Origin of the sequence: Acinetobacter sp. 1542444 (assembly GCF_000581835.1) — a bacterium.
GTDB lineage: Bacteria > Pseudomonadota > Gammaproteobacteria > Pseudomonadales > Moraxellaceae > Acinetobacter > Acinetobacter pittii.
In genome coordinates this window covers 381,186-393,534 of record NZ_JEYA01000004.1, presented here as the reverse complement: position 1 = coordinate 393,534, position 12,349 = coordinate 381,186, and the positions used below count along the sequence as shown (strand labels likewise).

General features: G+C 38.4%; 13 protein-coding genes. 9 read left to right on the top strand and 4 right to left on the bottom strand.

The genetic code is table 11. The features are described 5' to 3' along the window. Positions 1-38 precede the first annotated feature (38 nt). Positions 39-1,262: a phosphoserine phosphatase SerB gene (gene serB / locus J580_RS16980; RefSeq protein WP_032005030.1), complete on the top strand. Its 1,224-nt coding sequence runs from the start codon at positions 39-41 to the stop codon at positions 1,260-1,262. Between the two features lie 23 nt (positions 1,263-1,285). Here the strand turns inward: serB and J580_RS23945 are convergent, their stop codons facing one another. Further along, positions 1,286-1,558, bottom strand: coding sequence for a hypothetical protein (locus J580_RS23945; protein ID WP_081403691.1), 273 nt, complete (start codon positions 1,556-1,558; stop codon positions 1,286-1,288). A gap of 113 nt (positions 1,559-1,671) precedes the next feature. Here J580_RS23945 and aciT point away from each other — a divergent pair, with 113 nt between their 5' ends. Both aciT and J580_RS16970 read left to right on the top strand, forming a co-directional pair. Beyond that, complete coding sequence (gene aciT, locus J580_RS16975; protein WP_002119105.1) at positions 1,672-2,007, top strand: ciprofloxacin tolerance protein AciT; 336 nt, start codon at positions 1,672-1,674, stop codon at positions 2,005-2,007. 251 nt (positions 2,008-2,258) lie between these two features. Further along, entirely contained in the window at positions 2,259-2,738 is a 480-nt protein-coding gene (locus tag J580_RS16970) for a hypothetical protein (protein ID WP_002119134.1), read from the top strand. A gap of 44 nt (positions 2,739-2,782) precedes the next feature. Here J580_RS16970 and dtd read toward each other — a convergent pair whose 3' ends face one another. Beyond that, entirely contained in the window at positions 2,783-3,226 is a 444-nt protein-coding gene (gene dtd / locus J580_RS16965; RefSeq protein WP_032005029.1) for a D-aminoacyl-tRNA deacylase, read from the bottom strand. A 168-nt stretch (positions 3,227-3,394) separates the two neighbouring features. On the opposite strand from dtd, the gene pncB reads away from it, so the two are divergent. The 5 genes from pncB to J580_RS16940 all read left to right on the top strand — a co-directional run bounded on the left by pncB (position 3,395) and on the right by J580_RS16940 (position 8,650). After that, on the top strand, positions 3,395-4,609 hold the full coding sequence (gene pncB / locus J580_RS16960; protein WP_005078724.1) for a nicotinate phosphoribosyltransferase: 1,215 nt from the start codon (positions 3,395-3,397) through the stop codon (positions 4,607-4,609). A gap of 148 nt (positions 4,610-4,757) precedes the next feature. Then, a complete protein-coding gene (locus tag J580_RS16955; RefSeq protein WP_032005028.1) occupies positions 4,758-5,606 on the top strand; it encodes a sulfurtransferase in 849 nt (282 codons plus the stop codon). Then, on the top strand, positions 5,603-6,454 hold the full coding sequence (gene asd / locus J580_RS16950; protein WP_032005027.1) for an archaetidylserine decarboxylase: 852 nt from the start codon (positions 5,603-5,605) through the stop codon (positions 6,452-6,454). Before J580_RS16955 ends, asd begins: the two co-directional genes overlap by 4 nt. A gap of 425 nt (positions 6,455-6,879) precedes the next feature. Continuing rightward, a complete protein-coding gene (locus tag J580_RS16945; RefSeq protein ID WP_032005026.1) occupies positions 6,880-8,100 on the top strand; it encodes an acetamidase/formamidase family protein in 1,221 nt (406 codons plus the stop codon). 130 nt (positions 8,101-8,230) lie between these two features. Then, positions 8,231-8,650, top strand: coding sequence for a hypothetical protein (locus J580_RS16940; protein ID WP_032005025.1), 420 nt, complete (start codon positions 8,231-8,233; stop codon positions 8,648-8,650). Between the two features lie 71 nt (positions 8,651-8,721). Here the strand turns inward: J580_RS16940 and J580_RS16935 are convergent, their stop codons facing one another. Next, on the bottom strand, positions 8,722-9,480 hold the full coding sequence (locus tag J580_RS16935) for an AcfC family putative adhesin (RefSeq protein ID WP_032005024.1): 759 nt from the start codon (positions 9,478-9,480) through the stop codon (positions 8,722-8,724). Positions 9,481-9,721: 241 nt separating this feature from the next. On the opposite strand from J580_RS16935, the gene J580_RS16930 reads away from it, so the two are divergent. After that, positions 9,722-10,918 (top strand): alpha/beta fold hydrolase, encoded by a 1,197-nt coding sequence (locus tag J580_RS16930; RefSeq protein WP_032005023.1) that lies wholly within the window; start codon positions 9,722-9,724, stop codon positions 10,916-10,918. Between the two features lie 68 nt (positions 10,919-10,986). On the opposite strand, the gene phoR is transcribed toward J580_RS16930, so the two are convergent. Next, a complete protein-coding gene (gene phoR, locus J580_RS16925; protein ID WP_002121907.1) occupies positions 10,987-12,345 on the bottom strand; it encodes a phosphate regulon sensor histidine kinase PhoR in 1,359 nt (452 codons plus the stop codon). Positions 12,346-12,349 lie beyond the last annotated feature (4 nt).

Here is a 12,349-nt window from a genome sequence, read left to right as displayed (position 1 = left end):
ATTCTTACAATAGTTGTCACTCAGACTAGAGTCAATTCATGCGAGAAATCATTCTTATATCCTTTTTAGGACCGGACCAACCAAACCAGTTTACCCGATTAATGCAAGTACTATCCGTACATTCATTGCAAATACTGGATGTAGGTCAGGCTGTTATTCATAATCAACTTACATTAGGCATTGTGGTCGCTTCTAATAATGAAACTGCGACCGCATTGGCAATGAAAGAGATTTTGATTTTAGCACATGATATTGGCTTAACAGTGCGCTTTAAACCAATCACGGGCGCAGAATACGATCAATGGGTAAGTGAAGGCGGCCGTACTCGTTATATCGTCACGGCTTTAGCCCCAGAACTCACTGCTGCACACTTACAAGCAGTTACAAAAATTGTGTCTAGCCAAGGCTTTAACATCGAAACAGTAACCCGTTTATCAGGTCGTGTAGACTTCGAAAGAGATAGCGCATTCCCACGTCGTGCCTGTGTACAGTTTGGTTTAAGCAGCGGCCCAACTTTAGATGCACAAGCCATGCGTGCTGCTTGTTTACTTCTTTCAAGCGAATTAAATATTGATGTTGCTGTTCAAGAAGACAACGCTTATCGCCGTAACCGTCGTTTGGTGTGTTTCGATATGGACTCAACATTAATTGAACAAGAAGTGATTGATGAGTTAGCGATTGAAGCAGGGGTAGGCGCACAAGTTGCTGAAATTACTGAAAGAGCAATGCAAGGTGAGCTTGATTTCCAGCAAAGTTTCCGTGCACGTGTTGCATTATTGAAAGGACTTGATGCTGCTGTTTTACCTAAAATTGCAGAGCGTTTAACCATTACCGAAGGTGCAGAACGTCTTATCTCGACCTTAAAGGCACTTGGTTATAAAACGGCAATTTTATCTGGTGGATTCCAGTATTTTGCTGAATATTTACAAGGCAAACTCGGTATTGATGAAGTTCACGCTAACATTTTAGATGTGCAAGACGGCTTCGTAACAGGCGAAGTGAAAGGTGCGATTGTAGATGGTGCCCGTAAAGCTGAGTTATTACGCGAACTTGCAAATAAGATGGGGATTTCTCTAGAGCAAGCGATGGCAGTAGGCGATGGTGCAAATGATTTACCGATGCTTGCGATTGCAGGTTTAGGCGTCGCTTATCGTGCAAAACCATTAGTACGCCAAAACGCAAATCAAGCGATTTCAAGTGTTGGTTTAGATGGTGTGCTTTATTTACTCGGTATGCATGATAAAGATTTAAATCGTGCTTAACCTATATGGATAAGCTTTAAGCGCTACTTCAGAGTAGCGCTTTTTTTATGCAGAATAGTCATAAAAACAAGCAAGTTATGACAAAATTTTGCACAGAAAAAAGGCAATAAAAAAATCTGAAAAAAACTTATTTTGGTCCTTAAAAACGGCATATTTTTTTGTAATGACACGCCAGAATTGATGCCATATAGGGAATCGAACTTTTTGAATTTTACAAAAATGTAATGACAAAAGAATGTTGCGACAAAGTATGTCGCATTAAGAAAAAACGGGTCTTTTTTTCTAAAAAAAAACATCCATAATGCATCGTAAGCTTCAACACAAATCATGAATTAAAGTTGTTTTTGGAATGAGGTCGGGTATTAAAGACCGAATGTTTTTAGACGTTTTCATTAAGACGGAGGTTTCTATGGTAACAGCGAATTTTGCCGCTATCGCCGGATTCAGCTTAATTGCTGTCGCGCTTGTTGCTGTTTTCTTTTCTCCTTACCGTCGTTGGCTTGGTTTTATGCTTGCAGGGATGTTCTTTTGGGGGCTATTGGAAGTGGTCCGTTTTGGAGTTCAAGTCACTTTTGAAATGCCAGTCACATATAGTTATTTAACTGCATTAAGTCTAGCGATGGTAATGGTTACATTTATTTTGTTACGTGAGGATAAACAAGCACAAAAGGCATTGGCAAATCGCCAATATATAGAACACACGCCAGTATATGAAGATGATCAGCAGCAATGTTCTAGCCGATAATTAAATTGTTATCTAACGGTAAAAAGGTATGCACAGCATGCCTTTTTCATTTACGAAACGTGATTTTTATTATACAAAGCATTTATTAAAAAATAGCCAGTTATGCTACGATAGATGGGTCTGTTGACGTTTCATCTAGATTGCGTTGCCAGCTAAAAAATATCAATTGATGCATAAAACACAGGCAATGGTATGTCCTTGCTAAGTTTTGCTCTAAAGTTTTCATAAAAATACAATAGGCGTGAATGTTCATGAAACTTTCTTCCATACCTGTAGTCAAGTTACCTCTTGTTGATGTCAGTACAGACCCATTAGATTTGTTGGTAGCAGGTTTAGTGCTGCGTATGAAGCAGTTGGCGCGTACTAGCCCTAAGTTTATTGAACTGATTCATGACCGCGCATTCCGTATTCAGATCGGTACAGATTTAGGTGTTGCACGTCAGATCATTATTAATAATGGTCAGATTGATACCGTTGCAGGCGCACCTGAAAAGGCTGATTTTATTTTGCAATTTGCAGACAGTGAGCAAGGTGTAAAAACTTTGATCAAAGGTGACCCAACAGCATTTATGACGGGTATGCAAGACGGCAGCATTAAAATGGAAGGTGACTTTAGCCTGTTGGTATGGTTCAACCAAGTTGCTAAGCTCATTCCGCCTAAGTTACCAAAACCAGTAAAAGATAAAGTACGTCAGGCACGTGCTTTTATTAAAGAGAAAACTGGACGTTAATATCCAGACATAAAAAAACTCCCATTTTGGGAGTTTTTTTATGTCTATGCTTCGACTTCTAGATTGAATGTCACTGGACCATCATTAATCAAATGAACTTTCATATCGGCTGCAAAAATTCCAGTTTGAACTTTTTCAAATTGAGAATGCGCATATTCAACCAATTGTTCGTATAACGCTTTTGCGTCGCTAGGTGGCATTGCTGGGCCAAAGTCTGGACGCAGACCTTTTTGTGTTTGTGCCATCAAGGTAAATTGTGACACAAGCAAGATTCCACCATTTGCTTGAGACACGTTCCAGCCCATTTTGCCTTGTTCATCATCAAAAATTCGATATTTCAAAATTTTATCAATAAGCTTTTGGCCAATAGCCAAAGTATCATCTCTGCCAATGCCTAAAAACACCAGTAGGCCGTGTTGGATTTCGCCTGTAGTTTCACCGTCTACAACCACTTTGGCTTCAAGAACTCGTTGTATTAAAGCGCGCATAGTTAAAGCAAATTTCTATAATTAATTGAATTAACGTAGTTTAGCAGAATTTAAATTAAATGATTTTTAAAAGGAAATTTCATGGAACTGCAACAATGGTATAAAACCTCGTAATTCATCCGTAAAAATATGCTTTAATGCTAAGAAGCAAGCGAATAATCATTGACTATGTCTCCAATTATCCATTCTTTACTAGATACAGACTTGTACAAATTTACGATGCTACAAGTGGTTCTGCATAAATTCCCGCAAACACATAGTGTCTATCATTTTCGTTGCAGAAACTTAGAAGATACAGTCTATCCATTAGTGGATATTTTGGATGACTTAAACGAGCAACTCGACCATTTATGTAATCTCAAATATAAAGAAGACGAGCTACAATATTTAAGAAAATTACGATTTATTAAAAGCGACTTTGTCGATTACTTAGAATTATTCCAACTCAAACGTCGTTTTATTCAGGCTAGTATTGATGCAGAAGGCCGATTAGATATTCATATTGAAGGACCGATGGTTCAGGCGATGATGTTCGAGATTTTTGTCCTAGCCATTGTAAACGAGTTGTATTTTAGCCGTATCAAAACAGATCAAGTTTGGGCCGAAGGCGAACGCCGTTTACAAGCAAAACTCGATTTGATTCAGCAATATGAAAAATCTCAACAGCCAAACGATCCACCGTTTTTAGTTTCTGATTTTGGTACACGTCGTCGTTATAGCTTTGCTTGGCAAAAACATGTCGTAGCGGCATTTCATAAAACTGTACCAAATGTGTTCCGGGGTACAAGTAATGTGTTGCTGGCTAAAGAGCTTAACATTACACCGATCGGGACCATGGCACATGAATTTCTACAAGCGTTTCAGGCACTTGATGTACGTTTGCGTGATTTCCAAAAAGCTGCTTTAGAAACGTGGGTACAAGAGTACCGTGGAGATTTAGGAATTGCCCTAACTGATGTGGTAGGAATGGACGCTTTCTTACGTGATTTTGACCTGTATTTTGCCAAACTATTTGATGGTTTACGTCATGACAGTGGCGACCCGTATGAATGGGGTGATAAGGCTTATGCGCACTATCGTAAATTAAAAATTGATACCAAAACCAAAATGCTGACCTTTAGCGATGGCCTTAATTTGCCAAAGGCATGGGAATTGCATCAATACTTTAAAGATCGTTTTCAGGTGAGTTTCGGTATTGGTACTAACCTAACCAACGATATGGGGCAAAAGCCGCTAAATATTGTGCTGAAACTGGTTGAATGTAATGGTCAGTCAGTTGCGAAGATCTCTGATAGTCCGGGTAAAACCATGACTGACAATGATACTTTCTTGGCCTATTTACGTCAGGTTTTTGAAATCGAAGAACTTGAAGAAGTGGTTTAAGTAAAAAGTAGTCTCGCTATTTTTTATTTTTAAAAGTGAGAATGCTGATATCTGATTTTCTGCTAAAGCGTAGCAGAAAATCAGAGTTTGTTAGATATATGCTTATGCTAAGATTGAAAATAAGCTGGTATAAAAAGAAACCATGACGATGACACTCCCTGATTTTAAACTCGATTTATTAATAGAAGCAGAAGAATTAGTGCCTTATTTAGGCAATGAATATATTCGCATTATAGATTTGAGCCGTGCATCGGTTTATGAACAACTCCATATTCCACATGCCATTCATTTACAGCCTAAATGGTTAGTGGCTCAGCATGAAGAAGCAACTGGTGTTTTGCCGGATGAAGCGGGTTTACAAGCACTGATTGAAAAATTGAATATTTCACCTAATCATCATGTTGTGGTTTATGACGATGAAGGTGGGGCATGGGCTGGGCGTTTAATCTGGAATTTGCATTGTCTAGGATTTACCCGTACCAGTTTAATTAACGGGGGTATCCATGCATGGTTAGGTGCAGGCTTACCCACTACAGCAGAAGTCGAAAAAGTTTCTCCTGTTACAGACTTAATTCAAATTGATTTATCACATGCCGCTCAGTTCCGTGTGAACTATGAAGAGCTACGCAAACAAGTTGAGCAAGAAAGTGTGCAACTGTGGGATTGCCGGACGAGTGATGAATATAGTGGTGTCCGTTTAGCAGCGCGACGCGGCGGTCACATTCCAAATGCCCTCCATTTTGAATGGAGTACTGCACTTAATCGTCAAAATCATCTAAAATTGCATCCGCTTGAACGCACGCGGCAGCGCCTTGAACAACTTGGGTTCGATTTACAACAACCTGTAGTTGTGTACTGCCAGTCACATCACCGTTCCGGTTTGGCCTATATTCTGGCTAAACTCTTGGGCTGGGAAGCAAAAGCCTATGATGGTGCGTGGAGTGAATGGGGCAATCGCCTCGATAGTCCTATTATTACTGGAGAATCACCGTCGTGAGTTTCACATCTCGATTAAAAAAAGAATTATTTATTAAGGCACAAAACCTTGTACCACAGCATCAATTGAGCCGTGTGGTAGGTAAAGTTGCTGCGAGTGAAAATCCAGTTGTGAAAAACGCTGTTATTCATGCGTTTAAAGCTAAATATGGGATTGATTTATCGATTGCTGAACAAGGCAATGCACTGAAATATAGATCTTTTAATGACTTTTTTACCCGTGCATTAAAAGAAGGTGTACGTCTCGTTGACGAAAATGCAGATAGTATTGTGTCACCAGCGGACGGCGCAATTTCTCAAATTGGTAAAATTACTGCAGGTGAAGTCTTTCAAGCAAAAGGTCAAAGTTTCTCTGTAGATAAACTCATTGGCGATCCACAACTTGCTCAACCATTCCAAGACGGTGAGTTCGCGACAGTTTATTTATCACCGCGTGATTACCATCGTGTTCATATGCCGTTTGCAGGGACATTAACAGAAACGTTATATGTGCCAGGCGAGCTATTTTCAGTAAATCAGGTCACTGCTGAAAATGTACCTGGATTATTTGCTCGTAATGAACGTATGGTGTGTTTGTTTGATACTGAACTTGGCCGTATGGCTGTTGTTCTAGTAGGTGCGATGATTGTTGCTGGTATTGAAACTGTGGCAACAGGCAAGGTAAAACCTTCAGGCCGTATCGAATTACAACATCATCAGTTAAAGCTAGAGAAAGGTGCTGAGCTTGGACGTTTTTATTTAGGTTCTACAGCTGTTATTTTATTTGAAAAAGATAAGATCGAATGGGAACAACGTTTTAAAGCTGAGTCTGTAGTTGTAATGGGCGAGCGCATGGGACATACCGTTTAGTCCGTTATATAGCTCCCTAAAAACAAGTAAACCCTGACTTTAATTATTCAGGGTTTTTTTTTGATTTAAATTATATAAAAGTAAAATATATAATTATGTTTGGATTTATATTATATAGAAATATAATTATTATTAAGTGATCTAAATAAGTACGTTATATAAGCTAGTCTATAAATATGTATCTGAAGAGAGCAAAATATTAATATGTTAAAAATTAATAAATAAAAATAGAATGAAATACTTAAGTTAGACTTAAGTCGAGGTTTTAATTTTATTTGAAGATAAGTAATTAAATTCAAAAAATTATTTATTTTTTTATAAGCAAGAAACGCTTTTTAGATATTACACAACTTTAGCCTTGGCACAATGCTTGCTACTTGTTCAGGACTTTACTGTAACTTTCATATTTTTTAGGTTCTGAAATCATGTTAAAAGTTAAACGCCTGACAGCTTCGGTTTTATCTGTACTTTGTATTTCACTCACCCATGCCAATGATTTTAAAGTTTTAAATCAAATTTCAAAACAACCTACTCAACTTCAAAATGGGGAATATAAAGGTAATTATTATGTTCCATCTACTTTAAATACCATTACATGGGGCTATTTACCAAATCGAGATGCTAAACCCGTGCTTACTGTTCCGTCGGGTAGTGTCGTAACATTTGATACGGTTTCTCATGAAGGTTTGCTTGAAGACCAAGGGCGTAATGCTGAAAAGTTCTTCAAATCGAAGGGGGTAAATTCTAATCAAATATTGGAAGATGCAAAAACAATTACGCAGTCAAATTTAAAGCATGATTTTCATAAAGATGGGCCGCATATTGTGACAGGCCCTGTTGCAATTGAAGGCGCACAGCCCGGTGATATTTTGAAAGTTGAGGTACTTAAAGTTGAGCCGCGTGTTCCTTACGGTGTGATTTCAAATCGACATGGTAAGGGAGCTTTAGTAGGGGAGTTTCCTAAAAAAGCCAAGCAAGAAAATGCATCGGCTGAGCATCCTGAACGTTATGGAAATGTATCGATTTTCACCCCAATCGAAAAAAATGCTAAAGGTGAATACGAAGGTGTATTAAAAACAGAATCTGGTAAATCAATACGTTTTCCGCTCTATCCTTTTATGGGAATTATGGGGGTAGCAGCCAATACGTCTGAGCCTGTTCACTCTGTACCACCTGCAATGTATGGCGGAAATATTGATATTAATGAACTAGGTGCAGGTTCAACTGCGTATTATCCTGTTCAGGTTAAAGGTGCATTATTCTATACGGGTGATAGTCATTTCGCGCAAGGGGATGGAGAGGTGGCATTAACGGCACTAGAAGCTTCAGCCCGCGCCACACTGAAATTTACCTTACTCAAAGCAGGTAAGGACAAAATACCGGGAAAAGAGCTAAAACAACCTTTAGCTGAAAATACTGAGTTTTGGATTACACCGGGACTTGATGAAGATCTTGATGAAGCGATGAAGAAATCTACACGTGAAGCCATTCGTTTCTTAAACCAAGAATACGGTATTGATGAAGCGACAGCGTACGCCTATTTAAGTACCGCGACTGATTTTGAAGTTTCACAAGTAGTAGATAAAACCAAAGGTATTCATGCAAAAATTAGAAAAGCTGATTTTAAAGAATTTGAAAGTAAATAATTGAGATGATCTGAGCTTGGTATTTAAAATATTAAATACCAAGTTAATCTTATTTTAACTATTTATAAGTATTATATAATTTATAATTAAGTATAATAAATATCACACATATTTATTAGTATAAAATCTAATGCAATCACTTCCAAACATTCTACTATATCTTGCTGCACTATTAACATTCTGTGCTGCATTACTTCATTTTGTTTGTGTGTTCTGGGGAGCAAATGGTTTTCGGTTTTTAGGGGCTGGTAAAAGTATTGTCCAGATGGCCGAAAGAGGGCATTGGTATCCTAATTTTACAGCTATAACTGTGGGCTTAATTCTAACTGTATGTTCTATGTATGCCTTCTTTGCAGCAAGGGGAATACAGGTATTACCTTTTACCAAAATTATTTTGTCGCTTGTTGCAACAGTGTTTCTTATCCGTGGTTTTGCTTTTCCATGGTTAAAGTCAAAATTTGTTGGTAATAGTGATTTATTTTGGTATGTCAGCTCAGCTTTTTGTCTAATGCTGGGAAGTTTATATGCTGTAGGCGTATATTTAATTTGAAACGAATATATTCTAGGTGAACTAGAGTGAATAATTTTAAAAAATAAAAGGGAGCTTGGCTCCCTTTTTAATTATTTAGTCCAACCATATTTTTTGAAAATAGTATTACCTTGCTGAGACGATAAGAACTCTACAAAACGTTTAGCCTCGGCATCTTTTAAACTATGTTTGGTTAAGGCAACACCTGTATCACGATAGACAACTAGCTCTGGTTCGATAGGAATAATTTGTCCAACATCTGGGTTACTAACTCCCCAAATATTAAAGACTAACCAAGCATCATAGCTGCTATTTTCTTCCCAGTTTTTCTTGGCAATACCTGTGTTGGCTGCATAGGTGACAATATTCTTTCGAAAAGCTTTAGTTAATTGAATATTTCCGGTTCTGCCAGCAATATCTTCCCACATACCGACTTGACCTGCACCATGTGTAACTAAAACCTTAACACCAGATTTAGCGAGGTCTTTAAATCCTTTAATATTTTTAGGATTTCCTTTGCGTACTAAAATGGCTGCGGGGCGTAAATATAAAGGTTCTATCGAGTCTTTTATAATTTGCTCAGAAAATGTATTTTCGAAATCAGACATCATGGCTTCGGAACCACTATAGATAACATCTGCATCTAGTTTCGCCTTTTCAGACCATTGAGTAGTAGGACCAGAAGTCACATGAACTGCTATCCCTGTCTTATTGGTGAATTGTTTGGCGGCTTCTTTCATAGCGGGTGCTGGCCCACCCGGACCATATACTTGTACATCTGCAAAACTATGGATAGATAGAGAACCGAGAATAAGAAAAATCAGGTAGGGTATAAATTTTTGTTTTGGCATTTTAATCGCTATCGTAATTAAGAAAATATCAGCATATATTTTTTATTATTAAAATTGGATTAATTTTTGCAACGATATTTATAATATATATTCTTTAAAATATATTTAATGAGATTTTAAGAGACTATATAAATGTAAATTATTTTGAGTTGAATATAAATATAGAAGATTCTATGGTAATTTATATTTTATAAATTAATTATTTAATTAGATGTAATTTAAATAATAGAGGAGTAATCCCTTGATTAGAAAAAGTAATTCTTTTTTAAAAATTTTATTTAGCAGTATTTGTTTGGCATCTGGTTCTGCTATGGCTGCTCCAATTACAGATTTGGGTAAGCAAATTGTGAGCGAAAAACCGGGTTCAATATTGTCGCTAGAACAGCAAGCTGTGACGGATTTGTTTCCTCATGCAGATCAGCGTTTGTTGGTCAATTATCGTAGTCGAGGTATTCAGGGCGAACCTATTGTTGCATCGGCTTTTATTTTATTACCAAAAGGAACGCCACCCAAAAATGGCTGGCCGATACTTGCTTGGGCGCATGGTACGACTGGAGTTGCTGATACTTGTGCACCTTCGGGCGACTATGTGGGTGGGCCAGTTCACTCATATCAAGAAGTTGCTTCCAAAGCTTTAGATGGTTGGCTTGCACGTGGCTATGCAGTAGTCGCACCTGATTATCAAGGTTTAGGTACATTAGGCGCACATCCCTATATGAATGCAAAGAGCCAACTGCATACAGTGGTTGATGCAGTGCGTGCATTACATATGCTTAAGCCAAAAGATTTCAATAAACAATGGTTGGTAATGGGGCATAGTCAAGGCGGGGCTGCGGCAATTGCGGTGTCTGCCTATGGTCAAAAAGATGCTCCCGAACTAGATTTAAAAGGCGCAATCGCTCTTGCGCCAGGCGGCTATCAATATGAAGGCATTGCAGAATATGTGAAAACTAATCCGAACCCAGAACCTAGTGTGGCTGCTTTTTTCCCAATTGTGTTATTGGGAGTACAAGCAGCAGAACCAAGCATTGTTCCTGAAAACCTAGTCAGTCCAGAAATGAACATGGTGCTAACTCAAGCACGTAGTCGCTGTTTATCTGAACTTCAATCTGATTTGAAGAAGTCTCCTTCTAGCATATTTCGCCCTAACGCAGACTTAAAACCTCTTTTGGCTTATCTTAAAAAGCAGTCCATTGAAAATATGGTGCCGACCGTGCCATTAATGATTGTTCAAGGCTCTAAAGATCATTTAGTCGACCCTAGAGGGACATCTGCTTATTACCAACAGCTATGTAAATTAAAAAAACCAACTATTTATCAAACGATTGATGGTGGCGATCACCGTGATGCACTGCGTCAAAGTAATACTTTTGCCACTCACTTTTTAAATGTCATAGAGAAAAATCAGACAAAATCGTATTGCTCGAATTCTAAGTAAATTGGTTTAAATGCTACAAAAAAGCCGACTTTTCATGAGTCGGCTTTTTAAATGTGGGAGGGGCAAATTTAGGTCATGTTATAGAGTCTTTCTTTTGGAAAAACTGCGGTAAATGTTGATCCTTCGTTTTCTTTAGACTGTACATCTAAATAAGCGCCGTGTTGCATCAGCACATGTTTTACAATCGCCAAGCCTAAACCTGTACCACCTGTTTGACGACTACGGTCGCTATCCACACGATAAAAGCGTTCGGTCAGTCGTGGCAAATGTTTAGGATTAATTCCAATGCCCGTGTCTTGCACACTAAAGTAAGCATGTTCACCATCATCATGCCAACCAATGGTAATGGTTCCGCCTTTTGGCGTGTACTTGATGGCATTGGTAATTAAGTTACTAAACGCGCTGGCAATTTCCATGTCGGAACCAATCAGGTCGCAGTGGCTATCAATATGTAAATTGAGCGTGTGTCCATAATCGGCATTATAGGCCTGAGCATCATCAAACAGTTGATTCATTAAACTCGGCATTTCAATAATCTGGTTTTTTGCGATTTTCTTGTTATTTTCTAAATTCGATAATAGCAGTAAATCATTGACCAAAGCATTCATACGCTTGGTTTGTGACTGCATTTGATCAAAGGCTCGTTTCCAGCGTGGGCTAATATCTTCTTGGTCGGTAAATGTTTCAATATAACCACTGAGCACGGTTAATGGCGTACGAAGTTCATGCGAAATATTATCGACAAAGTCTTTACGCATTTGCTCAAGGTTGTGCATACGAGTCACATCGTAAGCCACCAATAAACGACTTTCTCCACCAAATCTTGTGAGTTTAACCTGCACATAACGGTCATCATCAAAATTTGAGTGAAGCTTAATTCCATCAGGTGCCTGATCAATATTGTTAAAATATTCAATAAAAGTAGGCTGACGTAAAATGGTTAATAAGTTGCGGCCACGGTCGAGAGGACTGATTCCTAACAAACGTTCGGCAGCAGGGTTCCACCACTCGATTTGATGTTGGTCATCAATGAGTACAACCGCTTCAGCAAGAGCAACTAATGAAGACTGAGCCCGGTCAATTAAACCGACCATTTCAGCCTGAACAATTCGTTCTTGGCGCTGGGCACGGTAAACATTAAATAATAATGCCCCCCAAATCCCGTTAAGGTTTGGAGGAACGTCATAAGGTTTATTGGCAATCCAGTCATTGACCAGATATAAAGAACGCAACTGGAGTGTAAAAAACACCACGAAGGCGATAAAAATACAGCTCCAGAAATACCCAATACCGAAACCGACTAAACCGGCAATAATTAGAAAAAATAATAAAAGCCGTAAATCTTGTTTGGCAAACGTCCATAAACTACTGTAGCGAGAAAGCTTTTGTTCACGTACCTGTTCAGGGACGGGGTAGGGTTCATACATAAAT

What these genes read in the sequence shown, in the direction of transcription:
- J580_RS16940 (WP_032005025.1), top strand. Translation starts at nt 8,231, where the DNA reads ATGCAATCACTTCCAAACATTCTACTATATCTTGCTGCACTATTAACA.
- J580_RS16945 (WP_032005026.1), top strand. Translation starts at nt 6,880, where the DNA reads ATGTTAAAAGTTAAACGCCTGACAGCTTCGGTTTTATCTGTACTTTGT.
- phoR (WP_002121907.1), bottom strand. Translation starts at nt 12,345, where the DNA reads ATGTATGAACCCTACCCCGTCCCTGAACAGGTACGTGAACAAAAGCTT.
- pncB (WP_005078724.1), top strand. Translation starts at nt 3,395, where the DNA reads ATGTCTCCAATTATCCATTCTTTACTAGATACAGACTTGTACAAATTT.
- J580_RS16955 (WP_032005028.1), top strand. Translation starts at nt 4,758, where the DNA reads ATGACACTCCCTGATTTTAAACTCGATTTATTAATAGAAGCAGAAGAA.
- J580_RS16970 (WP_002119134.1), top strand. Translation starts at nt 2,259, where the DNA reads ATGAAACTTTCTTCCATACCTGTAGTCAAGTTACCTCTTGTTGATGTC.
- aciT (WP_002119105.1), top strand. Translation starts at nt 1,672, where the DNA reads ATGGTAACAGCGAATTTTGCCGCTATCGCCGGATTCAGCTTAATTGCT.
- J580_RS23945 (WP_081403691.1), bottom strand. Translation starts at nt 1,558, where the DNA reads ATGTTTTTTTTTAGAAAAAAAGACCCGTTTTTTCTTAATGCGACATAC.
- dtd (WP_032005029.1), bottom strand. Translation starts at nt 3,226, where the DNA reads ATGCGCGCTTTAATACAACGAGTTCTTGAAGCCAAAGTGGTTGTAGAC.
- J580_RS16935 (WP_032005024.1), bottom strand. Translation starts at nt 9,480, where the DNA reads ATGCCAAAACAAAAATTTATACCCTACCTGATTTTTCTTATTCTCGGT.
- serB (WP_032005030.1), top strand. Translation starts at nt 39, where the DNA reads ATGCGAGAAATCATTCTTATATCCTTTTTAGGACCGGACCAACCAAAC.